General features: G+C 73.9%; 19 protein-coding genes. 15 read left to right on the forward strand and 4 right to left on the reverse strand.

Annotation, left to right across the window (positions count from 1 at the left end):
- The first annotated feature begins 10 nt into the window (after positions 1 to 10).
- The 3 genes from atpD to PH189_RS13885 are packed head-to-tail and all read left to right on the forward strand — an operon-like array spanning position 11 to position 2,326.
- Positions 11 to 1,465 carry a F0F1 ATP synthase subunit beta gene (atpD, locus tag PH189_RS13875; protein WP_274189389.1) on the forward strand — a complete coding sequence of 485 codons (1,455 nt, stop codon included), beginning with the start codon at positions 11 to 13 and terminating at the stop codon, positions 1,463 to 1,465.
- The gene (locus tag PH189_RS13880; protein ID WP_274189390.1) at positions 1,465 to 1,863 is read left to right on the forward strand and encodes a F0F1 ATP synthase subunit epsilon; all 399 of its coding nucleotides are present in this window, start codon (positions 1,465 to 1,467) and stop codon (positions 1,861 to 1,863) included. The genes atpD and PH189_RS13880 overlap by 1 nt, the downstream gene beginning before the upstream one ends.
- A 19-nt stretch (positions 1,864 to 1,882) precedes the next feature.
- Positions 1,883 to 2,326, forward strand: a complete 444-nt coding sequence (locus PH189_RS13885; protein WP_274189391.1) for a DUF2550 domain-containing protein — start codon at positions 1,883 to 1,885, stop codon at positions 2,324 to 2,326.
- Positions 2,327 to 2,330: 4 nt separating this feature from the next.
- Here PH189_RS13885 and PH189_RS13890 read toward each other — a convergent pair whose 3' ends face one another.
- On the reverse strand, positions 2,331 to 3,074 hold the full coding sequence (locus PH189_RS13890) for a FadR/GntR family transcriptional regulator (RefSeq protein ID WP_274189392.1): 744 nt from the start codon (positions 3,072 to 3,074) through the stop codon (positions 2,331 to 2,333).
- A 64-nt stretch (positions 3,075 to 3,138) separates the two neighbouring features.
- Between PH189_RS13890 and PH189_RS13895 the strand changes: the two genes are divergently transcribed.
- Genes PH189_RS13895 through rutA form a run of 8 tightly spaced genes read left to right on the forward strand, consistent with a single transcriptional unit; the run spans position 3,139 to position 11,233 of the window.
- Entirely contained in the window at positions 3,139 to 3,681 is a 543-nt protein-coding gene (locus PH189_RS13895; protein ID WP_274189393.1) for a MaoC family dehydratase, read from the forward strand.
- On the forward strand, positions 3,678 to 4,907 hold the full coding sequence (locus PH189_RS13900) for a CaiB/BaiF CoA transferase family protein (RefSeq protein WP_274189394.1): 1,230 nt from the start codon (positions 3,678 to 3,680) through the stop codon (positions 4,905 to 4,907). The genes PH189_RS13895 and PH189_RS13900 overlap by 4 nt, the downstream gene beginning before the upstream one ends.
- On the forward strand, positions 4,907 to 6,070 hold the full coding sequence (locus PH189_RS13905) for an acyl-CoA dehydrogenase family protein (protein ID WP_274189395.1): 1,164 nt from the start codon (positions 4,907 to 4,909) through the stop codon (positions 6,068 to 6,070). Before PH189_RS13900 ends, PH189_RS13905 begins: the two co-directional genes overlap by 1 nt.
- Entirely contained in the window at positions 6,067 to 6,261 is a 195-nt protein-coding gene (locus PH189_RS13910) for a hypothetical protein (RefSeq protein WP_274189396.1), read from the forward strand. Before PH189_RS13905 ends, PH189_RS13910 begins: the two co-directional genes overlap by 4 nt.
- Positions 6,258 to 7,655 (forward strand): amidase, encoded by a 1,398-nt coding sequence (locus PH189_RS13915; RefSeq protein WP_274189397.1) that lies wholly within the window; start codon positions 6,258 to 6,260, stop codon positions 7,653 to 7,655. The genes PH189_RS13910 and PH189_RS13915 overlap by 4 nt, the downstream gene beginning before the upstream one ends.
- 53 nt (positions 7,656 to 7,708) lie before the next feature.
- A complete protein-coding gene (locus PH189_RS13920; protein ID WP_274189398.1) occupies positions 7,709 to 9,100 on the forward strand; it encodes an MmgE/PrpD family protein in 1,392 nt (463 codons plus the stop codon).
- Positions 9,093 to 10,157 carry an LLM class flavin-dependent oxidoreductase gene (locus PH189_RS13925; RefSeq protein ID WP_274189399.1) on the forward strand — a complete coding sequence of 355 codons (1,065 nt, stop codon included), beginning with the start codon at positions 9,093 to 9,095 and terminating at the stop codon, positions 10,155 to 10,157. The genes PH189_RS13920 and PH189_RS13925 overlap by 8 nt, the downstream gene beginning before the upstream one ends.
- 23 nt (positions 10,158 to 10,180) lie before the next feature.
- The gene (gene rutA, locus PH189_RS13930; RefSeq protein WP_274189400.1) at positions 10,181 to 11,233 is read left to right on the forward strand and encodes a pyrimidine utilization protein A; all 1,053 of its coding nucleotides are present in this window, start codon (positions 10,181 to 10,183) and stop codon (positions 11,231 to 11,233) included.
- A 54-nt stretch (positions 11,234 to 11,287) separates the two neighbouring features.
- On the opposite strand, the gene PH189_RS13935 is transcribed toward rutA, so the two are convergent.
- Entirely contained in the window at positions 11,288 to 11,800 is a 513-nt protein-coding gene (locus PH189_RS13935) for a hypothetical protein (RefSeq protein ID WP_274189401.1), read from the reverse strand.
- 140 nt (positions 11,801 to 11,940) lie between these two features.
- Here PH189_RS13935 and serA point away from each other — a divergent pair, with 140 nt between their 5' ends.
- Positions 11,941 to 13,140 (forward strand): phosphoglycerate dehydrogenase, encoded by a 1,200-nt coding sequence (gene serA / locus PH189_RS13940; RefSeq protein ID WP_274189402.1) that lies wholly within the window; start codon positions 11,941 to 11,943, stop codon positions 13,138 to 13,140.
- A 55-nt stretch (positions 13,141 to 13,195) separates the two neighbouring features.
- On the opposite strand, the gene PH189_RS13945 is transcribed toward serA, so the two are convergent.
- A complete protein-coding gene (locus PH189_RS13945; protein ID WP_274189403.1) occupies positions 13,196 to 14,899 on the reverse strand; it encodes a heparan-alpha-glucosaminide N-acetyltransferase domain-containing protein in 1,704 nt (567 codons plus the stop codon).
- 290 nt (positions 14,900 to 15,189) lie between these two features.
- Between PH189_RS13945 and PH189_RS13950 the strand changes: the two genes are divergently transcribed.
- Genes PH189_RS13950 through sbnB form a run of 3 tightly spaced genes read left to right on the forward strand, consistent with a single transcriptional unit; the run spans position 15,190 to position 23,716 of the window.
- Positions 15,190 to 19,995: a Pls/PosA family non-ribosomal peptide synthetase gene (locus PH189_RS13950; RefSeq protein WP_274189404.1), complete on the forward strand. Its 4,806-nt coding sequence runs from the start codon at positions 15,190 to 15,192 to the stop codon at positions 19,993 to 19,995.
- A gap of 27 nt (positions 19,996 to 20,022) precedes the next feature.
- Positions 20,023 to 22,644 (forward strand): amino acid adenylation domain-containing protein, encoded by a 2,622-nt coding sequence (locus PH189_RS13955; protein WP_274189405.1) that lies wholly within the window; start codon positions 20,023 to 20,025, stop codon positions 22,642 to 22,644.
- Between the two features lie 43 nt (positions 22,645 to 22,687).
- A complete protein-coding gene (sbnB, locus tag PH189_RS13960) occupies positions 22,688 to 23,716 on the forward strand; it encodes a 2,3-diaminopropionate biosynthesis protein SbnB (RefSeq protein WP_274189406.1) in 1,029 nt (342 codons plus the stop codon).
- 16 nt (positions 23,717 to 23,732) lie between these two features.
- Here the strand turns inward: sbnB and PH189_RS13965 are convergent, their stop codons facing one another.
- Positions 23,733 to 24,338, reverse strand: a complete 606-nt coding sequence (locus PH189_RS13965; RefSeq protein WP_274189407.1) for an FHA domain-containing protein — start codon at positions 24,336 to 24,338, stop codon at positions 23,733 to 23,735.
- Positions 24,339 to 24,422 lie beyond the last annotated feature (84 nt).

Genomic DNA, 24,422 nt, shown 5'->3' on the forward strand with positions numbered 1-24,422 from the left:
GGAGCTGACGATGACCCAGTCCACCGCCCCGGCCGAGGGCACCGAGCAGAACGGCTCGCAGGGTGCCGTCGGCCGCATCACCCGCATCCTCGGGCCCGTCGTCGACGTGGAGTTCCCGCGCGGCGAGGTGCCCGAGCTCTTCAACGCGCTGACCACCGAGGTCACGCTCGGCGAGAACACCAAGACGCTGACCCTGGAGGTGGCCCAGCACCTCGGCGACAACCAGGTCCGCACGATCTCCATGCAGCCGACCGACGGTGTCGTGCGTGGCCACGACGTGCAGGACCTCGGCCGCCCGATCACGGTGCCCGTCGGCGACGTCGTCAAGGGCCACCTGTTCAACACCCTGGGCGACTGCCTCGACGACCCGGGCTACGCCTCGGACGCCGAGCGCTGGAGCATCCACCGCGACCCGCCGGCGTTCGACCAGCTCGAGGGCAAGACCTCGGTGCTCTGGACCGGCCTCAAGGTCGTCGACCTGCTCACCCCGTACGTCGAGGGCGGCAAGATCGGCCTCTTCGGCGGTGCGGGCGTCGGCAAGACGGTGCTCATCCAGGAGATGATCCAGCGCATCGCCCGCAACTTCGGTGGCACCTCGGTGTTCGCCGGCGTGGGCGAGCGGACCCGTGAGGGCAACGACCTGTGGGTCGAGCTCGGCGAGGCCGACGTCCTCAAGGACACCGCGCTCGTCTTCGGTCAGATGGACGAGCCGCCGGGCACCCGCATGCGCGTCGCCCTCTCGGCCCTGACGATGGCCGAGTACTTCCGCGACGTGCAGGAGCAGGACGTCCTCCTGTTCATCGACAACATCTTCCGGTTCACGCAGGCCGGCCAGGAGGTCTCGACCCTGCTGGGCCGCATGCCCTCGGCCGTCGGTTACCAGCCGACGCTGGCCGACGAGATGGGCGAGCTGCAGGAGCGGATCACCTCGACCCGCGGCCGCTCGATCACCTCGATGCAGGCGATCTACGTGCCCGCCGACGACTACACCGACCCGGCGCCGGCCACCACGTTCGCCCACCTCGACGCGACCACGGAGCTCTCCCGTGGCGTGTTCGCCAAGGGCATCTTCCCGGCGGTGGACCCGCTGACCTCGACCTCGACGATCCTCGACGCGCAGTACGTCGGCGAGGACCACTACCGGGTCGCCCGCGAGGTCATCCGGATCCTGCAGCGCTACAACGACCTGCAGGACATCATCGCCATCCTCGGCATCGACGAGCTCTCCGAGGAGGACCGCCTCACCGTCGCCCGCGCGCGGCGCATCGAGCGCTTCCTCGGTCAGAACATGTACGCCGCCGAGCAGTTCACCGGCGAGCCGGGCTCGTTCGTCGACGTCAAGGACACCGTCGAGGCGTTCGACAAGATCGCCAAGGGCGAGTACGACAACTACCCGGAGCAGGCCTTCGCGATGTCCGGCGGTCTCGACGACGTCGAGGCCAACGCGAAGAAGTACTCCTCCTGATGGCGACCATGGAGGTCGCCATCGTCGGCGTCGAGAAGCGGTTGTGGTCGGGGGAGGCGAGCTTCGTCTCCGCCCGCACGGTCGACGGCGACATCGGTCTGCTGCCCGGGCACCAGCCGATGATCGCCGCCCTCGACGAGGCAGGCGTGGTGCGGATCGACCCCAGCGAGGGCGAGTCGTTCCACGCCGCGGTGTTCGGCGGGTTCCTCTCGGTCACCGCGGAGTCGGTGACCATCCTCGCCGAGCTGGCCGAGATGGCCGAGGAGGTCGACGTCGCGGCGGCGCGGGACGAGCTCCAGCGCGCCGAGGGCGGCGGGGACGACTTCGACGACGCGGCAGCCGCCGCGGCCAGGGCGCGAGCGCGTCTCCGGGCCGCCGGCGAGTCCCCGGACCGCTGAGGGACGGCGAGCAGCACCCGTGGGCGTGACGATGATCGCCGAGTTGGCGGCCATCGTCGTGCTCGCGGTGCTGCTCGTCGTCGCCCTGCTGGTGCTGCGCCGCATCCGGCTCCTGCGCCGGGGCGGCGTCGACGTCGCCCTGCGCGGGGCGCGGGACACCGAGGACCTCCGCGGGTGGCACTCGGGGCTCGGGCGCTACCGGGGCAACGAGTTCCGCTGGTACCGCATCAGCGGCCTGAGCTCCGGACCGAACGTGGTCCTCGACCGCACGCGCCTCGAGATCACCGACCGGCGCGCCCCGATCGACGGCGAGATGCACCCCGCCGGCTCGACGGTGCTGACCTGCCGCAACGGTGCCGACGTGTGGGAGCTGGCGATCAGCGCCGACGCGCTCACCGGCTTCTCGTCGTGGCTCGAGTCCACCCCGCCGGGACGCTCCACGGGCTACCGGCAGGCGAGCTAGCGACTCACGTCCAGAAGCCGTCGCGCTCGTAGAGCCGCCGGAGCTCGACGATGTGGTCCCGCATCGCCTCCTCGGCCTCGCCCGCCCGGCCCTGCGCGATGTGATCCGCGATCTCGCGGTGGCAGGCGTCGACCTTGTCCCACTCGCCCGGCTCGACGCCGGCGCGGCGCAGGCGCGTGCGCAGCACGTCGTTCACCGGCTGGCCCATGAGCGTCAGCATCAGGTTGCCCGTGGCCATGAGCAGCGTCGTGTGGAAGTCGAGGTGCCCGACGAAACCGCTCGGGTCGCGGTCGTCGCGCCGGGCCGCGGCCGCGGTCCGCACGGCCTCGACGGTCTCGGCGTCGGCCCGCTGGGCGGCCAGCCGCGCGGCCGCGGGCTCCAGCAGCAGGCGGGCCTCGAGCAGGTCGCTGACGTGCAGCTGCGGGGTCATCACGAGCACACCGAGCGCGCTGCCGACGTCCTCGACGACACGCGCGGGATCGGGCTCGCTGACGAACGTGCCGCCCTGGACGCCGCGGTGGGTCTCGACGAGATGCTGGCTGGACAGCACCCGCAGCGCCTCGCGCGCCGTGCTGCGGCTGACCCCGAACGCCCGGCCGAGTTCAGCCTCGTTCGGCAGCCGGGTGCCCGACGGCAGGGTGCCGGCGAGGATCTGGGTGCGCAGCTCGTCGGCGACCTGCCGGTACGCGGGCCGCACGCGCTGCACGCGCAGGTGTGCGACCGGAGCGGTACTCGAGGTCCTGGGCACGGTCCGAGGGTAGTCGCTCGCCGGTGCTTGTGGCAGATACGTCAGACGTTTAGCGTCCCCGGGCATGTCCGTCGTGGCGGGGTGGCAGGGCCGGTTCTTCGAGGACTTCGTGGTGGGTGACGTCTACCAGCACCCGCTGGGACGCACGATCACCGAGACCGACAACACCTGGTTCACGTTGCTGACGATGAACACGAACCAGGCGCACTTCAACGCCCAGGTCGGCGCGGAGTCCGAGTTCGGTCGAATGCTCGTCGCGTCGCCCCTGACGATCTCGATCGTGATGGGGCAGTCGGTGTCGGACACCAGCCAGAACGCGTTCGCGAACCTCGGGATCGACGAACTGCGCCTCACCGCGCCGGTCTTCGCGGGCGACACGCTCTACGCCGAGTCGCTCGTGCTGTCCGCGCGCGGCTCGGGCAGCCGCCCGGACGCCGGCATCGTCGGCGTGCGCACCCGCGGGCTCAACCAGGACGGCGTCGAGGTCCTGACGTTCAAGCGCGCCTTCTACGTGCACCGGCGCGACGCCCCGCGCGCGGCGGCGCCGTTCCCGCAGGCCGCGACGCCCCTGTCCCTGGAGAACGAGGCGCTGGAGAACGAGCAGTGAAGCCCCTCGAGGACATCCGGATCGTCTCGCTCGAGCAGTACGGCGCCGGGCCGTTCGGGTCGATGCACCTCGCCGAGCTCGGCGCCGAGGTCATCAAGATCGAGGACCCGTCGTCGGGCGGCGACGTCGGGCGCTACGTGCCGCCGTACGCCCAGGACGGCGACTCGCTGTTCTTCGAGTCGTTCAACAAGAACAAGTCGTCGGTGCTGCTCGACATCCGCGCCGACGCCGGGCGCGAGGTGTTCCACGACCTGGTCCGCAGCGCCGACGCCGTGTACTCCAACCTGCGCGGCGACGTCCCGGCGAAGCTCGGCATCCGGTACGCCGACCTGGCCGACGTCAACCCGCGGATCGTGTGCTGCTCGCTGACCGGGTTCGGCATGACCGGACCCCGCTCCGGCGAGCCCGGCTACGACTACGTGCTGCAGGCGCTCGGCGGCTGGATGTCGCTCACCGGGGAGCCCGGCGGCGCGCCGCAGAAGGCGGGCCTGTCGCTCGTGGACTACAGCGGCGGGTTCGTCGCCGCGATCGCCCTGCTCGCCGGCATCCACGCCGCGCGCCGCGACGGCGTCGGCACCGACTGCGACCTGTCCCTCTACGACACCGCGGTGAGCCTGCTGACCTACCCCGCGACGTGGCATCTCACCGAGGGCTACACGCCGGCGCGCACGCACCACTCGGCCCATCCGTCGCTCGTGCCGTTCCAGGCGTTCGAGGCGGCCGACGGCTGGCTCGTCGTGGGGTGCGCCAAGGAGAAGTTCTGGCAGCGGCTCACCGTCGTGCTCGAGCGCCCCGACCTCGCCGAGGACCCCCGCTTCGCGACGTTCCGCGACCGCGACGTGCACCGCGACGTCCTCGTCCCGGTGCTCGAGGAGCTGTTCGCGGCGCGCGACGTGGGGGTCTGGATCGCGGCGATGGGCGCGGCGGGCATCCCGTGCGCGCCGATCCACGACGTCGGCGAGGCCCTCACCGACCCCCACACCGCCGCGCGCGGGCTCGTGGCCGAGACCGGGCACGCCCACTGGGGGACCGTGCGGTCGCTGCGCTCGCCGGTGCGCGTCGGTCCGCCCGGCGACGACACGCGGCCGGCCCGCGGCGGCCCCGCGATGGGCGAGCACACCCGGTCGGTGCTGCGCGGGATCGGCTACGACGACGAGCAGCTGGCCGCGCTGCGCGACGCGGGCGCGTTCGGCACCCACGACATCGGGTTCGGGGAGGACCGCTGATGGACTTCCGGCTGAGCGACGAGCAGCGCCTCTTCCGCGAGACCCTGCGCACGTTCGTGGACCGCGAGATCGTGCCGGTCGCGCGCGACTGGGAGCACGAGGGCCGCTACCCCACCGAGATCGTCGAGGGCATGCGCGGACTCGGGCTCTTCGGGCTCGCGGTGCCCGAGGCCTACGGCGGGCTCGAGGCGGACACCGTGTCGTTCGCGCTGACGTTCGAGGAGATCTCTCGCGGCTGGATGGGCATCGCCGGCATCCTCGGGAGCCACTCGGTGTCCTGCTGGATGATCGCCCGCCACGGCACCGAGGAGCAGAAGCAGCGCTACCTCCCGGAGCTCGCGACGGGGGAGCGGCGCACCGCGATCGCGCTCACCGAGCCGGGCGCGGGCACCGACCTGCAGAGCATCACCACCACGGCCCGGCGCGACGGTGACGACTACGTCGTCCGCGGCACGAAGATGTGGATCACGAACGCCCGCCACGCCGATCCGCTGCCGGTGCTGGTGAAGACCGATCCCGGTGCCGAGCCGGCCCACCGTGGCATGAGCATGCTGCTCGTCGACGCGGGCGCGCCCGGGCTCGAGATCACCAAGGACATGGGCAAGCTCGGCTACAAGGGCACCGAGTCCTGCGAGGTCGTGCTCGACGACGTGCGGGTGCCGGCCACGCAGCTGCTCGGCGGGGTCGAGGGCCGCGGGCTCCAGCAGGCGCTGTCGTCCCTGGAGACCGGGCGCATCAACATCGCCGCACGCTCGGTGGGCATCGCCCAGCGCGCCTACGACGAGTCGCTGTCCTACGCCCGCGAGCGCCAGGCGTTCGGGCACGCGATCGGCGACTTCCAGGCCGTGCAGCTGCGCCTCTCGGCCATCGCGGTGCGCCTGCAGGCCGCCCGCCTGATGACCTACTGGGCGGCGTCGCGCATGGACGAGGGCGTGCGGATGGACACCGAGTCGGGCATGGCGAAGATCTTCGCCTCGGACGCGGCGCTGGAGTGCGCCACCGACGCCATGCGCATCCACGGCGGCTACGGCTACTCGACGGAGTTCGAGGTGGAGCGGCTCTACCGCGACGCCCCGCTGATGTCGATCGGCGAGGGCACGAACGACATGCTGGGCACCGTCGTCGCGAGGTCCCTGCTGGCGGGGAAGGCGACGATCCGGTGAGCGTTCCCGATCCGGCCGAGCTGGCCGCCCTCGCGGCCCGCCTCGGGTACCGGATCGACGACGAGGTCGTCCTCGCGCTGCGCGCCGCGGTGGTCGGGACCGAGGACGCCGTCGCGAGGCTGCGGGCCCGGCCGCTGCCGGCCGACGGGGCGGCGGATCCGGCGCACGGCGACGCGTGGTTGCGCCGGTGAGCGATCTCGACGCCGTCGGATTGCTCGATGCGTACGCCGCGGGCACTCTCGATCCGGTCGACGCCGTGGACGACGCACTCGCGCGTCTCGCGGCGGCGCACGAGGCGCTGAACTGCACCATCCGGGTCCTCGACGACCGCGCCCGCGCCGCGGCGGAGGAGTCCGTGCGCCGCTGGGCGTCCGGCACCCCGCGGCCCCTGGAGGGTGTGCCGTTCGGGGTCAAGGACGTCATCGACGTGGCGGGTGTGCCGACCACGGCCGGCTCCTGGTGCCACGGCCTCGACGGAGATGCGCCCGCGGCGACGTCGGCAACCGTCGTCCGGCGCCTCGAGGAGGCCGGGGCCATCGCGGTCAGCAAGGACGCGACCACCGAGTTCGCCGTCGGCGGCCCGCACCCGCCGCGCTTCGGCGCCGTGCGCAACCCGTGGGACCACGAGCGCTGGGCGGGCGGGTCGTCGACCGGCTCGGCGGCCGCGGTCGCGGCGCGCGCCGTCCCGTGCGCGCTCGGCACGGACGTCGGCGGGTCGGTGCGCCTGCCCTCGGCGTGGTGCGGCCTGACCGGGCTCAAGCCCACCGCGGGCGCGATCCCGCGCACGGGGGTCTTCCCGCTGTCGTGGACCACGGAGACGGTCGGCCCGATCGCCCGCAGCGCCCGCGATGCGGAGCGGCTGTTCGCGGTGCTGCGCGGACCCGACGGCGCCGACCCGCGCAGCGGGCCGCTGCCGTCGTTCGACGTCCCGGAGGGTGGCCATCTCACCGGCCTGCGGATCGCCGTGCCCGGGGGCGCGTTCACCGAGCTCTGCGACGCCGCCGTGCGGGCCGGGGTCGCGCACCTCGTCGACGTGCTCGTCGCGGCCGGTGCCGAGGTCGTGCCGGGCGAGGTCCCGTCGGCGGCCGAGGCCCTGCCGATCGGCTACCAGGTCGTGTTCACCGAGGCGGCGACGCTGCACCGCGTCGACGCCGACCGCTGGGACCGCTACGACCCGGTCGTGGTGCGGCGGATCAGCCAGGGGATCGTCACGCCGGCGGTCGACTACCTGCGTGCCCTGCAGTTCCGCGTCGAGCTGCAGCGCGAGCTCGACGCGGTGTTCGCCGGCGCCGAGCTCCTCGTGGTGCCCACCTGCCCGTCCACCGCGCCCCGGCTGCCCGACGGCACCGTCGTCGTCGACGGCGAGGAGTTCCCGCTCTACGCCGCCCAGTCGCGCTCGACGATGCTCGGCAACCTCACCGGCGCCCCCGGGCTCGCCGTGCCGACCGGGCTCGCGCCCGACGGCTGCCCGGTCTCCGCCCAGCTCGTGGCCGCTCCGCACCGGGAGGCCACGGCGCTGTGGGCGGGGCGCGTGTTCCAGGAGCGCACGGGCCACCACCTCGTGGCACCCCCTTCCGCCACCTAAACGTCTGACGTATGTTGCTGTGGTCCCGGTCACCGCACCCCCTGGAGCGGCTCGTGTCGTTGGAGAGCCCCACCCGGACCGCGCTCGCCGGTCGTGTCGCGGAGTTCGCCGCCGCGCTCGACCCGGCCGACGTCCCGGACGAGGTCCTCGAGCGCGCCCGTCACCTGGTGCTCGACGCGGTCGGCCTGGCGTACGCCTCCACCGCCTATCGCTTCTCCGGCGTGGCCCGCGACGCGCTGGCCACGTTCGGCGGCGGTGACCACCCGGTGCTCGGCATGCCCGACCGGCTCTCCCCGCGCGACGCCGCCGTGCTCAACGGCGTGCTCGTGCACGGGATGGACTTCGACGACACCCACATCCCCGCCGTCACCCACGTCTCCGCCGCCGCGCTCCCGGCCGCGCTCTCCGCGGCCACGGTCGCCGGGGCGAGCACGCGCGAGATGCTGCTGGCCTACGTCCTGGGCGTCGAGGTCTCGGCGCGTGTCGGGCTCGGCGGCGCCGGCGGCTTCCACGACGTGGGCTTCCACCCCACGGCCGTCGCCGGGGCGTTCGGGGCCGCGGTCGCGGCGGGCCGGCTGACCGGGCTGGACGCCGACGGCCTCGTCGCCGCGCAGGGCGTCGTCGGGTCGATGTCGGCGGGCCTGCTGGAGTTCCTCGAGGACGGGTCGTGGACCAAGCGCCTGCATCCGGGGTGGGCGGCGATGTGCGGTCTGACCGCCGCGGCGTTCGCCCGCGCGGGCTGGACCGGCCCGGCCGCCGTGTACGAGGGCCGCTTCGGGCTCTACGCCACGCACCTCGCCGGCCGGTCGCACCGCCCGGAGGCGGTGGGGGAGGACCTCGGCACCCGCTGGGAGCTGATGCGCACCGCGGTGAAGCCGTACCCGATCTGCCACTTCAACCACGCGTTCGCCGACGCGGCGCTGGTGCTGCGCTCCGAGCACGGCATCGACGCCGCCGACGTCCGCGCGATCCGCTGCGCGATCCACCCCGTGCCGGGCAAGGTCGTCTGCCAGCCCCCGGAGAACAAGTGGGTGCCGCGCGACGAGTACGACGCCAAGTTCAGCCTGCCGTTCGTCGTGTCGGCGGCGCTCGCGCGCGGGCGGTTCACGCTCGCCGAGCTGGAGGACGAGGCCCTCGCCGACCCCGGGATCCTCGCGCTGGCGCGGAAGGTCGAGGTCGTCGACGACCACGAGGGCCTGTTCCCCGACGCCTACTCCGGGCGCGTGGAGATCGAGCTCGCCGACGGGCGCGTCGTCGCGCACCGCGAGCAGGTGAACCGGGGCCACGACCAGCGCCCGCTGACCAACGCCGAGATCGTCGAGAAGTTCGAGGGGACGATCGGGCGGGTCGCCGACGCCGCGACGGCCGAGCGCGTGCGCGCCGCGGTGCTGGCGCTCGGCGACGACCGTCCCGCCGCCGAGTTCGCCGAGGCGTGCCGTGGCTGACCTCCCGGGCGAGCGGCGTGTGCGGGCGGGGGTCTTCCTCACCCACCAGCAGCCGCCGGGCCGCGACCCCCTCGTCGCCCTCGACGAGCAGCTGAGCCTGGTGCGCACCGCCCGCGACGCGGGCATGGACTCGGTCTTCGCCGGCCAGCACCACCTCGCGGAGTCGATGGCGCACATCCAGCCGCTGCCGTGGCTCGCGCGGCTGGCCGCCGAGGCGGGCGACATGACCGTCGGCACCGGGATCCACCTGCTCGCCCTGCACAACCCCGTCGACACCGCCGAGGCCTACGCGGGCCTCGACGTCGTGTGCGGCGGCCGGTCGGTGCTCGGGGTCGGGCTCGGCTACCGGCAGGTCGAGTACGACGCCTTCGGCATCCCGCCCGACCAGAAGGTCCGGCGGTTCACCGAGAACCTCCGGATCGTCGAGGCGCTCTGGCGCGGCGAGGCCGTGTCGGCCGATCTGCCCTGGACGCGCCTCGACGGCGTACGCACCACGTTCCGTCCCGTGGCCCGGTCGTCCCCACCGATGAGGCCGCCGATCTGGATGGCGGCCAACTCCGACGGCGCGGTACGGCGGGCGGCCCGTCTCGCCGACACCTGGATGATCAATCCGCACGCCACCCGGGCCACCGTCGCCCGGCAGCTGGAGCTGTTCCGGGCCGAGCGGCAGGCCGCCGGACGCGGCCCGGTCGGCGAGCTCCCGCTGATCCGGGAGGTGTTCTGCGCCCCCACGCGCGAGCAGGCCCTCGAGCAGGCCATGCCGTACCTGGCGCGGAAGTACGAGGTCTACGCCGACTGGGGCCAGGACCGTGTCATGCCCGGGACGGAGTCGTTCCGGGTCGGTTACGACGACCTCTCCCGCGACCGTTTCGTGGTGGGGTCTCCGGAGGACTGCACCGCGGCGCTCCTCCCGTGGCGCGACGAGCTCGGCGTCGACCACTTCGTGTTCCGCACCGACTGGGCCGGCATGCCGGTCGAGGCGGCGCGGACCTCCCTCGACCTCCTCGCCCGCGAGGTGGTCCCGGCGCTGCGCGCGCTCCCCCTCCCCGTTCCCTGACCCCGCAGGAAAGAGAGCTCCTCGTGGACTTCGGCGTCTTCATCCCGATCGGCAACAACGGCTGGCTCATCTCGGAGAACTCCCCGCAGTACATGCCGACCTGGGAGCTCAACAAGAACGTGGTGCAGGAGGCCGAACGCCAGGGCTTCGCGTTCGCGCTCTCGATGATCAAGTTGCGCGGTTTCGGCGGGAAGACCGAGTTCTGGGACCACAACCTCGAGTCGTTCACGCTGATGGCGGGTCTCGCGGCGGTCACCGACCGGATCAAGCTCTACGCCTCGACCGCGGTGCTGACGCTGCCGCCGGCCCTCGTGGCGCGGATGGCCTCGACGATCGACCAGATCGCGCCCGGCCGCTTCGGGGTCAACATCGTCTCCGGCTGGGCCAAGGGCGAGTACGAGCAGATGGGGCTCTGGCCCGGCGACGACTACTTCGGCTACCGCTACGACTACTCCACCGAGTACGTGAAGGTCCTGCGCGACCTGTGGGAGACCGGGCGCTGCGACCTCGACGGTCAGTACTTCCAGATGGACGACTGCGTGCTCTCCCCGAGGCCCTCGGGCAAGGTCGACATCGTCTGCGCCGGGCAGTCGGAGCGGGGGATGAGGTTCTGCGCCGAGTACGGCGACTACAACTTCATCCTCTCGCCCGGGGTGAACAACCCGGAGGTCTACCGGGAGCCCACCGAGCGTCTGGCCTCCTTCGCCAAGGAGACCGGCCGCGACGTCCGGTCGCTGCCGCTGTTCATGGCGATCATGGCCGAGACCGACGAGGAGGCCCACGCGAAGTGGCGCTCCTACAACGAGGGCGCCGACGCCGGCGCGCTCGGCTACATGGCCGACGAGGGCAGCGCCGACACGACCGCCGACGGGTCGGGCACCGCGCGGACGATCAACCTCCCCGAGGGCGCGGTCAACTTCAACATGGCCACCCTCGTCGGCTCGTACGAGTCGGTCGCGCGACAGGTCGACGAGGTCGCCAAGATGCCCGGCGTCCAGGGGATGATGTTCACCTTCGACGACTTCGAGCAGGGCGTGCACGACTTCGGCACGCGCGTGAAGCCCCTGCTCGGCTAGGACTCCGGTGGCGGACTCCGTGCCCCCCGCGGGGTCCGTCACCGGGGGCTCGGCTCAGGCGCGTTCCTGGGCCGCCAGCACCGCCTCGCGGAACCGCGTGACGTCGGGGCCGCTGCCGGTCGGGACGTGGCGGGTCGTGCGCCGGGTGGCGCCCAGCGGCGTGCTCGTCACCGTCAGGGCGTCCTTCGGCGGCCCCGGCGGGCTGCCGTGTGTGCGCCGCTGCATCCCGGCCGGCGGGGTGGCGACCTCGAGCTCGGCGAGCCGGTGGAAGCTGACGCGCGTCGTGGGCCCGATCCTCTCGCCGCCGTCGTCGCCGCCCTCGCGGTAGGAGATGATCAACAGCTCGGGCGTCAGGAGCATCTCGACCGTGTGGCGCTCCGTCTGCAGGCCCCGGCCACCGGGGCGCGGGCCCAGCGTCTCCTCGTCGGTGCGCAGCCCGTGCGTCGTCTCGGGGAGCGGGTCGCGGTCCAGCCCCCGGAGCTCGGCCTGGGCGCGGATGAACGCCGCCATGGCGGGCGGGAGCTCCTCGACCGTGAGGGGCCGGGGCGTCAGGTTGCGGGCGGCCACGGCGTCACGGTGGTGCAGCCGGGGGCGGGGGTCAACGCCGGACCGTCCGCGAGCGGGCGGCGCCGTGTCACCGTTCTGCCGGACGCGATGGACCGGGCTGCCGTCTGTGACAGGCCGCACCGCTGTCTTAGTCTCAAGGCGTGAAGGCGCTGCTCCTGGAGAACATCCATCCTGTGGCCGCGGAGGCGTTCCGTGCTCAGGGTGTCGAGGTCGATGCGCGTTCGGGCGCGATGAGCGGGCCCGAGCTGGCTGATGCCCTGTCGGGGGTGTCGGTGCTGGGGATCCGGTCGAACACCACGATCTCCCCCGAGGTGCTCGAGGCGGGCAAGGATCTGCTGGCGGTGGGGTGCTTCTGCATCGGCACCAACCAGGTGGATCTGAACGCGGCGGCCGAGCGTGGGGTGGCGGTGTTCAACGCGCCGTTCTCGAACACTCGCAGTGTGGTGGAGCTGGTGCTCGGGGAGATCATCGCGCTGGTGCGGCGGCTGCCGGAGAAGAACGCGCGGATGCACGAGGGGGTGTGGGACAAGTCCGCGCGCGGCAGCCACGAGTTCCGGGGCCGCACGTTGGGGATCGTGGGGTACGGCAACATCGGGACCCAGTTGTCGAACATCGCCGAGGCGGTGGGGCTGCGGGTGATCTTCTTCGACACCGCGGACCGGCTCGCGCACGGCAACGCCCGCAAGGTGGAGTCGTTGGAGGCGTTGCTGGCCGAGGCCGATGTGGTGAGCCTGCACGTGGACGGGCGGCCGGGGAACGCGGGGTTGTTCGGGGCGGAGCAGTTCGCGTTGATGAAGCCGCGGTCGATCTTCATCAATGCCTCGCGCGGGATGGTGATCGATGACGAGTCGTTGCGGGAGCATCTGCTCTCGGGGCACATCGCCGGGGCGGCGATCGACGTGTTCCCGATCGAGCCCAAGGCGCAGGGCGACGTCTTCGAATCACCGTTGCGGGGGTTGGACAACGTGATCCTGACTCCGCACGTGGGTGGGTCGACCCAGGAGGCGCAGGAGGAGATCGGCGGGTTCGTCTCCACCAAGTTGCTGCAGTTCGTGGGCACGGGCCGGACGGCGCTGTCGGTGAACCTGCCGGAGGTGGCGCTGCCCGCGGCGCCGACGGCGTCGCGGATGGGTTACCTGCACACCAACACCCCCGGAGTGCTGGCCGGGATCAACCAGGTGCTGCTCGACAGCGGGGTGAACGTGGTGAGCCAGGCGCTCTCCACCCGCGGCGAGCGTGGCTACGTGCTCACCGACACCGACAGCCCCGTCCCCGAGGACACGCTCGCCGAGCTGCGCCGCTCGCCGCACACCGTGTGGCTGCGCACCTGGACGCCCTGACGCCGACCTCGGGCCGATGTCAGGGCTTCCGTCACGGCCTCGGCCGGGGTGAGCCTCAGTCGTCCTCGGTCCCGGACTGTCCCTCGTCCTGGGGGACGGTCGCGTCCTCGTCGGACGGGACCGGCTGGTCGGCCTCGGGAGCGTCCCCGGCGACGTCGGACCCCGGGCCGTCGACCCCTGCACCGTCGACCCCTGCACCGTCGACCTCCGCGCCGTCGACCTGCTCGCTCGTGGCCGATGACGAGGACGTCTCGGCCGTCGGGTCCCCGGCGACCGCGAAGGCGCCACCCACGATGGCCGCGAGCACGAGCGCGGCGACGAGGCCCGCCCGCCACGGGCGGGTCGGTGCGGGTCGACCGGTCGACCGGCTCGACGGTGCGGGGGCGACGACGTCGGTGAGCGTGCTGACCCCGGCCTCGAGGGGACCGCGCCCGACGAAGCGCTGCCAGAGCAGGCCGACGGCCAGCGCGACCGTGACCTGGGCGAGGTAGAGCGCCCAGGGCGCGGCGGCCTCGGCGGCGAGTCCCGCGACGACGACGTGGAGGGTGTAGAAGGTCAGCGTCATCGAGCCGGCCGCGGCCAGCGGGGACCGCGCCGCGTCGGCGATCCGGGCCCACGAGGACGAGCCTCCCCGGGCGAGGGCGCGGTCGACGAGCAGCATGGCGCCGAGCACCGCCAGCGAGGTCCCCACGGTGCGCGCCAGGTCGAGCGGGGTCGACGAGTGCGCGGTGTCGACCGCGAGCCACCACCAGGTGGTGGCCGGGGTGACGCCGTTCGGTCCCTCCGTGAGCGCGGCCCGCAGCTCCTCGGCGGGCAGGCCCGGGTCGGCGAGGATCCGGCCCAGGCCGCCGGCGGTCACCAGCGCCAGGTGGGACACGGCCGCGGCGGCCGCGACGAGTGCCACACCGCAGGCCGCGAGCACGGCGGCGGTGCGCGTGGTGGCGAGCGAGCAGCGTCCCACCGCCATGCCGACGCAGAGGTAGGTCAGCCAGGGCCAGATCGGGTACGCGCCGGTGAGGAACAGGGTGGTGAGGAGGCCGGCGGGGTCGGTGACGAGCGCGGTGAACGACGGATCGATCAGTTCGGCGGGGGGCATGCCGGTGCGCAGGAGATGGCTCGTGATCGGGGCGACCACGGCGAGCACGGCGCCGAGCGCGAACAAGGCGCGCGTCGGCAGCAGGATCAGCGGGATGGCGAGCAGGAACAGCACGCCGTAGTAGGTCAGGATGATGTCGACGTCGCCGAGTGCCGCCTCGCCGAGCGCCAGGCCGAGCACGCCGACGGTCAGGCCCCGCACCGCCAGGCGCGCGGCGTGGGTCCCGAACGTCCCGGCGTCGACGGTGACCTGCCGGCGACCGGTCAGGAGGGCGACCGACACCCCGACGAGGAGACCGAACAGCGCCGCCGAGGTCCCGCCGGCGAGGAGGCCGACGGTGGTGAGCTCGCCGTTCTCGGACGTGGGCAGGGTGTGGACCGCGATCATGCCCAGGAGGGCCAGCCCGCGGGCGGCGTCGATGCCCCGGACCCGGGACCCGGACGCGCCGGCGTCACGGACCACGGGGAGACGGACGGTCGGGGCGTCGGGCGGCCCGGCGGCGGGGTGCCGCTGCTCCGGGAGGAACGTCGTCCTGCGGTCGCCGTGGCCCGTCCGCGGGTCGGCCACGGGACGGTGGAGATGCACCGTGCCCGGTGTCGTCCCTCGTGTCGCCGCCGGCGGCGCCAGGCCCTCGACACGGGGCAGTGCGGCGGTCCTGGCCATCGGGTGACTCCTCGGAACTCGGCGAGCTTTCGTGTGAGGGCCAGCGTTCGCCGGTCGGACAGCAGGGACCATCGCCCGGCGGTCAGCCTTCCCGCTGCTCGGGGCCACAGCTTTGTCACCGTCGGGTAAGGATCACCGAGGGTGTCCGACTCACCGCTCGCTGCGGTCGGTCCGCGGAATGTTCGCCGGGCTATTACTTCATTCGAGTGATGACGGTGTGCGACGAGACTCCTGTACGTGACGATGCCGGGGTCCGGGTGCGCGCCTGCGCAGAGGGTCACGGGACGAACGTGGGGGTCGCGATGGTCGCCGGCGCAACGCACGGCGTCGCCTCGGCGCCCCCCGTGCCGCCGGCGACGCGGCGCCGGTGGACGGGGTCGCGACGTCGTCCCGGTCCCGGTCCGGGGTCCGGGGCCGGTCCGGCGCCCGCGCCCGCCGACGAGCGGATCGACCGGCTCGTCGAGCGGACCTGCGATGAGCTCCGCCGCCACGGCCGGGCGACCAGCAACGCCGTCGAGACGGCCGACGGCCCGATGTCCTACGTGGCGCTCGAGACCGCCGCCGTGCGGCTGGCGCGCTACCTGCGGCGGCGCCGGATCGCCGCGGGCGACCGGGTGGCGCTCCTGCTCGCTCGTCCCGAGGACGCCCTCGTCGCCCAGCTCGCGGTCGCGCGGATCGGTGCCGTCTGGGTCCCGCTCGACGCCCGGCTCCCCGACGTGGCGCTGGCGGCCGTGCTTGAGGCGGCCGGCGCCGGCGTCGTGCTCACCACGACCGACGAGGCGTCACGGCTCGACAGGTCCGATGTCGACGCCATCTATCTCGACCGCGTCCGCGCCCGGGTCGACACGGAGGACGCGCAGCGGCTGACCGCGGCCGAGCGCGGCTCGGTCGCCGACAAGCCCGCCTACGTCGTGGTCCACGCCGCCGACCGCTCCGGCGGGGCCCACGGCGGCCTGCGCGCCACGGCCGTCGGGCACGAGGCGGCGGCCGCCTTCCTGCGCGGGGCGGCAGGGCTCCTCCAGATCGGGTCCCAGGACCGCGTCCACCACGACCCCCGTGCGGGCTCCGACCTCGCGGTCCTCGAGACGTGGCTCGCCTGGTCGTGCGGGGCCACCGTCGTCACCGCGCCGGCGGGGCCGCGGCTGCGCGGCGCCGAGCTCGGGCGCCACCTGCGCGACCAGCGCGTCACGGTCCTGCGCGCGAGCGCCGAGGACCTCGACGGCGTGGAGGAGACGCTGCCGGATCTGCGCCTGCTCCTGCTGTCCGGCACCGACCGCCCGCAGGCGCTGCTCGCCCGGTGGCACCGGAGCGGCCGCCGGATCGTCGGGCTGCACGGTGCCCCCGAGACCACGGTCGCCTCCCTGGGCACCGAGCTCCGTCCCGACCGTCCGGCCACCCTCGGGCGCCCGCTGCCCGGCTACGGCGTCGTCATCGCCGACCCCGCCGACCCGCGGCGCGTCCTGCCCGCCGGCGGGATCGGCGAGATCGCCATCACCGGTCCCGGTGTGGCGCGCGGCTACGTCGGGCGCCGGGACCTCACCGCGGAGGCCTTCGTCCCGGCACCCGGCCCCTCCACCCCCGGCCGGGGTGCGGGCCTGATGTTCCGCACCGGCGACCTCGGCCGGATCACGCCCGCGGGCGACGTCGAACGCATCGCGCGGCTGGACGGCGCCGGCGGACGGGGGGAACGGATCCCGCCGTCCGGGGTGCGACCGCCGCCGCGGCCCGCGCCCCGCCGGTCGAACCGCACGACCGTGATGACCCTGCCGGCTCCGTCCGTCGACGAGGCCGAGCCGGCGGCGGACGCCCCGGCGGAGGTGGTCCCGCCGGAGGAGGCCCCGGCGGAGGAGGCCCCGGCGGAGGAGGCCCGGGCAGGGTCGGTCGACGACGTCGCGCCCGAGGGGACGGCGCCGCATCCCGCACCCGCGCCGGACGCGGTCGAGGACGCCGGCCAGGGGACGACCCCGCACCGGCATCCCGGGGCCGCACCGGCACCCACACCCACGTCCGCTCCGCCGAACGCGGTCGACGCGCCGACGACCGCGGTCCGGGCGACGCCGCCCCCGGCGGCCCCCCGGGCGTTCCGGCCCCAGACCCCGCCCGGGCGGCGTCCCACGCCTCCCGGGCCCGCGACCCCGGGACCCGGCACTCCCGGGCCCGCGACCCCCGGATCCGGGCTTCCCGGAGCCCGAGGATCGGCCGCGCCCCCGCGCTGGGGCCCGCCCCTGCGACAGGGCGGCCCCGTCCCACCGGGCGCGCCCGCCCGCCCCGGTGCGCCCGGGCGACAGGGTCCGAGCGGGCCGGGATCCGCCGGACCGGGCGTCCGACCGCCGACGTCGGGCCGGCCCGGTGGCCCGGCGGCACCGTCAACGCCTGCGGCGAGCGCACCGTCCTCCGCGGCCCCGGCGGCCGGCGCCACCGAGGCGCTCCTGCGGGAGATCCTCGTCGAGATCCTGGGGCGCCCCGACGTGCCGAGGGACGGCAACTTCTTCGACGACCTGGGTGCCGACTCCCTGCTCATGGCGCGCTTCTGCGCCCGGATCCGCAAGCACCCCGACCTGCCGTCGGCGGCGATGCAGGACATCTACCAGCACCCGACGCTGGCGAAGCTCTCCGTGGCCCTCGCGCCCACCCCGAAGAAGTCCGACGGCTCCGGCGCGGCGCGCACGACCTCCGGGCTCGGCGCGGTGCTCGCCGAGATCCTCGAGCGCCCCGACGTGCCGCCCCACGCGAACTTCTTCGAAGAGCTCGGCGCGGACTCGCTGCTGATGGCCCGCTTCTGCGCCCGTACGCGCAAGCGCGACGACCTCCCGTCGGTGGGGATGCCCGACGTGTACCGGAACCCGACCATCGCGAGCCTGACCGCGGCGCTCGACGGCGGCGCGGACCCCGACCGTGTCCGCTCCGGGCCCCCGGGCCCCCCGGCCACCGAGACCGAGGAGCCCACCGGTCCGCGCGCGACCACGGCCGCGTTCGTCCTCTGCGGCGCGGCGCAGCTGGCCTGCGTGCTGGCCTACAGCTACATCGCCGCCGTCATCCTCACCTGGGGCTTCGAGGCGGTGACGGCGGCGACCGGACTCGTGGCCGGGTACGTCCCCGCCCTCCTCGCCGGGGTCATCGGGTTCGTGACGCTGTCCGTGGTGCCGATCGCCGCGAAGTGGGCGCTGATCGGGCGCTGGCAGCCCGGCTCGATCCGCGTGTGGAGCCCCGCCTACCTCCGGTTCTGGGTGGTCAAGACGCTGGTCCGCTCCAGTCCGATGGTGCTGTTCGCCGGGACGCCCGCGTTCACGCTCTACCTCCGCGCGCTGGGGGCGAAGGTCGGCCGCGACGTCGTCTACCTCTCGAGCCAGGTGCCGGTGTGCACCGACCTGTTCAGCATCGGCGACGGCAGCCTCGTCCGGAAGGAGAGCGTCGTCGCGTGCTACCGCGCGCACGACGGCCGGATCGAGATCGGCGGGGTCAGCATCGGCGCGGGCGCCTTCGTCGGCGAGGCGACGGTGCTCGACGTGCGCACCGCCGTCGGCGACGGGGCGTCGCTCGCCCACAGCTCGTCGTTGCACGCCGGGCAGGCGATCCCTGCGGGGGAGGTCTGGCACGGCTCGCCCGGACGCCGTGCCGACGGCCCGCTGCCCGCGGTGCCGCCCGCCCCCGGCAGTCGCTCGCGCCGGGTGCTGTACTCGACCGTGCTCGGCGTGTTCGTCCTCGCCGTGGCCTCGCCCGCCGCCCTCGTGATCGCCGGCGCGCTGTACTCGCTCGTGCCGCAGTTCGCCGCCCTGCTCGCGCCCGCTCCCGGCGCGCTCGCCACCGTGGGATTCCACCTGGACCTCCTCGCGCTCAGCGGCCTGCTCTACTTCGGTGCGCTGGTGCTCGGTCTGGTCGTGAGCACGACGGTGCCGCGGCTGTTCGCGCTCGGGGTCCGCCCCGACGTCGTCTACCCGCTCTACGGGGTCCGCTACTGGCTGCACCGATCCATCGGGACCCTGACCAACGTCAAGGCCTTCGTCGAGCTGTTCGGGGACAGCTCCGCGATCGCCCACTACCTCGTGCTCATCGGGTACCGGCTCCGTCCCATCGAGCAGACCGGCTCGAACTTCGGGATGGCGGTCGCGCACGAGAACCCCTTCCTCACCAGCGTGGGGCGCGGCACCGTGGTCGCCGACGGCCTGTCGGTGATGAACGCCGAGTACTCGGCGACGTCGTTCCGCGTCTCGCGCACGGCGATCGGGGCGAACAACTTCCTCGGCAACAAGATCGCCTACCCGCCCCAGGGCCGCACCGGCGACGACTGCCTGCTCGCGACGAAGGTGCAGGTCCCGCTGCACGGACCGGTCCGCCAGGGGGTGGGCCTGCTCGGCTCCCCGAGCTTCGAGATCCCGCGGACCGTCGCCCGCGACAGCGCCCTCGACGTCGCCGACCCGCAGGAGCTGGCCGCCTCGCTGCGCCGCAAGAACCGGCACAACGGCGTCTCGATGGCGCTGCACCTGCTCGTGCGGTGGTTCTTCCTCTACCTGACGCTCGTGAGCGTCGCGGTGATCGCCTCGCTGCCGATCCAGGCGGGGCCGGGCGAGGTCGTCCTCGCCGAGCTGGTCGGCCTCGTCCTGCTGGTCGGCTGGTTCGCGCTGGTGGAGCGCGTCCTCTCGCCCCTGAAGTCGCTCGCGCCGCAGGGCTGCTCGATCTACGACCCCGCGTTCCTGCGCCACGAGCGCTACTGGAAGGTCCCCGCGCCCGACTGGGTGCAGCTGTTCAACGGCACGCCGTTCAAGCCCCTGGTCTGGCGCCTGCTCGGGGTCCGCATCGGCGCACGGGTGTTCGACGACGGCGTCAACCTCACCGAGAAGGGGTTCACGACGATCGGCGACGACGTCACGCTCGGCGAGGGCTGCGTCGTCCAGTGCCACTCGCAGGAGGACGGCGGGTTCAAGTCCGACCACGTGGTGATCGGGAACCGCGTCACGCTCGGCGTCTCCTCCTTCGTGCACTACGGCACGACGATCGGCGACGACGCGATCCTCGCCCCCGACACCTTCCTGATGAAGGGCGAGGAGGTGCCGCCGGGGGAGTCCTGGGGCGGCAACCCCGCCCGCGGCAGCGACTGACCCCGAACCCCGAGGACGGACGGACCCATGACCCAGGCCACGACGTGCGCAGTCACCGACGACACCCGCTGGCGTGCCGTCCTGGCGAGCGGGGCCACCGCCGTGCCGCGGTGGAGCCGCACCCCCGGGACGTCGGGCGACGGACCCGTCGCGACCGCCGTCGCCGTCCCGGTCGAGCTGGCCGCCGCGGTCTCCGCGCAGGCCGAGGCCCTCGGCGTCGGCCCCGAGGCCCTGCTGCTCGCGGCGCACGCCCGCGTCCTCGCGGCGCTCACCGCCGAGCCCGAGGTCCTCGCCGGGGTCGCGGTCACGGACCGGACCCTGCCGTGCCGCCTCGACACCGACGTCGCGTCGTGGCGGGCCCTGGTCGCGGACGCGGCCGCGGCGGTGACCTCCCTGACGGCCGCGGACCACGCCGACGAGGCGGCCGCCCTGGCCCGGGCGCGACGCGACCTGGCGGGGCTCTGGCCCGAGACCGTCCTGGGGCTCGGGGCCGCTCCGGGGGGCTCGGGGGAGAACGCCCTCCTCGCGGACGACACCGTGTTCCGGGTCGACCGCCCCGCGGGCGACCTGCTGCGGGTCGTCCACCGCCCGGGCGACCTGGACGCCGAGGCCGCCGAGCGGATCGCGGGCTACCACCTCACCGCCCTCGGGCAGCTGTGCGCCGACCCGGACGCGGCGCCCGGGGCGGCGGGACTCGTCGGCCCCGAGGAGCTGGCCTACCAGGTCGACGGCCTCGCCGGCCCGGAGCGCCAGCGTCCCGATCTCCCCGCGCACGAGATCATCCGGGCGCGGGCCGCTGCCGACCCCGACCGCGTCGCCGTGCGGCACGGCGACCGGTCGTGGACCTACCGCGAGCTCGACGAGGTCACCGACCGGATCGCGCGCGCACTGCTGGCCCGCGGCCTGCCCCCCGAGGGCATCGTCGCGGTGGTCGCCGAGCGGACGCTCGACTGGGCGGCGAGCGTGCTCGGCATCCTCAAGGCCGGCGCCGCGTACCTGCCCCTGGAACCCCACTTCCCGCCCGACCGCATCGCCACCGTGCTGACGCGGGCCCAGGCCCGGCTGGTGCTCGGCGAGCGGGGCAGCACCACGACGCTCGACGAGGCGCTGGCGAGCCTCGGCGCAGCGGCTCCCGAGCGCCTGCTCGTCGACGACGCCGTCGCGGAGGAGCACGGGGACGCGGTCCCGCGGGTCGAGATCGCCGGCGACCGGCTCGCCTACCTGTACTTCACCTCCGGCTCCACCGGCGAGCCGAAGGGCGCCATGTGCGAGCACGCGGGGATGGTCAACCACCTCTACGCGAAGATCGAGGACCTCGGGATCACCGAGGGCACGGTGGTCACCGAGACCGCCCCGCAGTGCTTCGACATCTCGCTCTGGCAGCTCGTGGCGCCGTGGCTGGTGGGCGGCACCACCGTCCTCGTCGAGCAGGAGACGATCCTCGACGTCCCGTCCTTCGTCGACCTCCTGGCCCGCCGGCGGGTCGAGGTCGCCCAGCTCGTGCCGTCCTACCTCGACGTCGTCGTGTCCTACCTCGAGCAGCAGGACGTCCCGGCGGCCGAGGTGCTGCCCGCGCTGAAGCGCATCGCGGTCACCGGCGAGGCCGTCAAGAAGGAGCTGGTGGCGCGCTGGTTCTCCGTGCGTCCCGACGTCGCGGTGGTCAACGCCTACGGGCTGACCGAGACCTGCGACGACACCAATCACGAGATCCTCACCGAGGTGCCCGCCGGCGAGCGCGTGCCGCTCGGACCGGCCGTCCCCAACGTCCGCGTCTACGTCGTCGACGAGGCGCTGAACCCGGTCCCGCTCGGCGCGCCGGGGGAGATCGTGTTCTCCGGGGTGTGCGTCGGCCGCGGCTACGTCAACGACCCCGACCGGACCGCGAAGGCCTTCGTGTCCGACCCGCTGCGCCCCGGCGAGCGGCTCTACCGCAGCGGCGACCACGGGCGCTGGCTGCCCGACGGGAAGCTCGACTTCCTCGGGCGCCGCGACCACCAGGTGAAGATCTCCGGCTTCCGCATCGAGATCGGCGAGGTGGAGAACACCCTGCTGCGCGCGCCCGGCGTGCGCGACGCCTCGGTGGTCGTCGCCGAGCGGCCGGGGCGCGGCAAGCAGCTGGTCGGCTTCTACGGCGCCGCCGCGCCGGTGGAGACCGAGGTGCTGCGCACGACCCTCGGCGCGGCGCTGCCCGCCTTCATGGTCCCGCCGGTGCTGCACCACCAGGAGACCCTGCCGCTCACCCCGAACGGGAAGATCGACCGCAAGGCACTGACGGCGCTCGCGCTCGCCCTCGACGAGCCCGAGGCCCCCGACGCCGACGCCGACGCGACCCCCCTCACGCCCACCGAGGCGCGGGTGGCCGCGGTCTGGGCGCCGCTGCTGGGCGTCGACGTGTCGGCGATCGGCCGTGACACCCACTTCTTCGACCGCGGTGGCTCGTCGCTGCTCGCGGTGAAGATGGCCGTCGGGCTGAAGAAGGCCGTGAGCCTGCCGGACATCGTGCGGCACCCCGTGCTCGCCGACCTCGCCGCGCTCATCGACAGCACGACCGCACCCGCACCCGCACCGACCCCCGGGCCCGCCCCCGTGGCCGAGGACGAGGCGCCGACCGTCCGCCTGCAGCCGTCCGGCCTCGCCCCCTCGTCGTGACACCCCAGAAGACCCCGAGAAGACGACTGCGAAGGAGCCACTCATGTCGGTGACGGTGCCGCCGTTCGCGGTGATCCCGGGCGCACAGGTGGGGGAGGCGCTGCGGGGACGGGAACCCGACGTCGTCGCCCTCATGGAGGAGACCTACCGGCTCCACGACGCCGGCCGGACCCACAACCCGCCGTCGTACTTCCTGACGTTCTCCGACCGCCCGACCTCGCGCATCATCGCGCTCCCGGCGTCCGTCGGCGGCGACGTGAACGTCGACGGGATCAAGTGGGTCTCGAGCTTCCCGGAGAACGTGGCGGCGGGGGTGCCCCGCGCCTCGGCCGTGCTGATCCTCAACGACCACGACACGGGCTATCCCTTCGCCTGCCTCGAGGCCTCGATCATCAACGCGAGCCGCACCTCGGCGTCGGCGGCGCTGGCCGCCGACCGGCTGACCCGCGGCCGGGAGCGGCCCCGTCGCGTCGGCTTCTTCGGCGTGGGGCTCATCGCCCGGTACCTGCACACCTACCTCGCGGCGACCGGCTGGACGTTCGACGAGACCGGCGTGTTCGACCTCAAGACGGAGAGCGCCGAGGGCTTCCGCGGCTACCTCGAGACGCAGGAGGGCACGGGCACGATCACCGTCCACGACGACGCCGAGTCGCTGATCCGGGGCAGCGACCTGGTCGTCTTCGCCACGGTGGCCGGGACGCCCCACGTGCACGACCCGGCGTGGTTCGACCACCACCCGCTGGTGCTCCACGTCTCGCTGCGCGACCTCGGCACCGAGGTCATCCAGGCGTCGACGAACATCGTCGACGACGTCGACCACTGCCTGCGCGCCAACACCTCGGTGCACCTGGTGGAGCAGGAGACCGGCAACCGCGACCACGTCGACGGGACGCTGGGTGACGTCCTGGAGGAACGGATCACGCTGCCGACCGACCGGACCGTCGTGTTCTCGCCGTTCGGCCTCGGCATCCTCGACCTCGCGCTGGGCAAGGACGTGTACGACCACGTCCAGAAGACCGGCGGCCTGCACGTGGTCGACGACTTCTTCCACGAGCTCAAGCGGTACGGCTAGGGCGGCCCGGGTGGGCTCAGGTGAGCTCGCCGGGGGTGACCGCACCCCGCTCCAGTGCCGCGTTGGCGAGCTCGACGCGGCGCCGGGTGCTCGCGGGGTCCAGGCCGAACTTGTCGTACAGGCGCAGCAGGTGCTGCTTGACCGCGGCCTCGGAGACGACGAGCTCCGTGGCGACGGCGCGGGCTGTGGCGGGCTCGGTGAACACCGCACCCGAGAACAGTGGCCGGCACAGGGCGACGAGGACGTCCCGCTCGCGGCGGGTGAGCTCCGGGGGCCGGTGCGGTGCGGTCGTGGGCGCCGCGCGGCCCGCCGGACCACGGAACACCAGCCGCGTCGACCCGACCTGGATCGCGTCACCGTGACGCAGGGCGCGCTCGGCGATGAGCCGCTCGCCCGCCACGACGGTGCCGTTCGTGCTGCCGAGGTCGCGGATCGCCCAGCCCGCCCCGTAGGACTGCAGCACGGCGTGCAGGGACGACACCTGGCGGTCGTGGTCGAGCACGACCCCGTTGCCCTCGTCGCGCCCGATGGTCATCGTCGGCCCGTCGAGCAGGACCACCTCGACACCGCCGGGCCGCCACACCTCGAGGAAGCTCGGCGCGCGCGCCCCGTCGCCGGTCATGCCTCTCCTCCTCGACACGGGCCCGAGACGCCGCCGCACCCTCCGGCGGCGGTCACCGACCGTCACATTCGAGTGAGAGTACGC

This window comes from Actinomycetospora chibensis, from assembly GCF_028737215.1.
GTDB lineage: Bacteria > Actinomycetota > Actinomycetes > Mycobacteriales > Pseudonocardiaceae > Actinomycetospora > Actinomycetospora chibensis.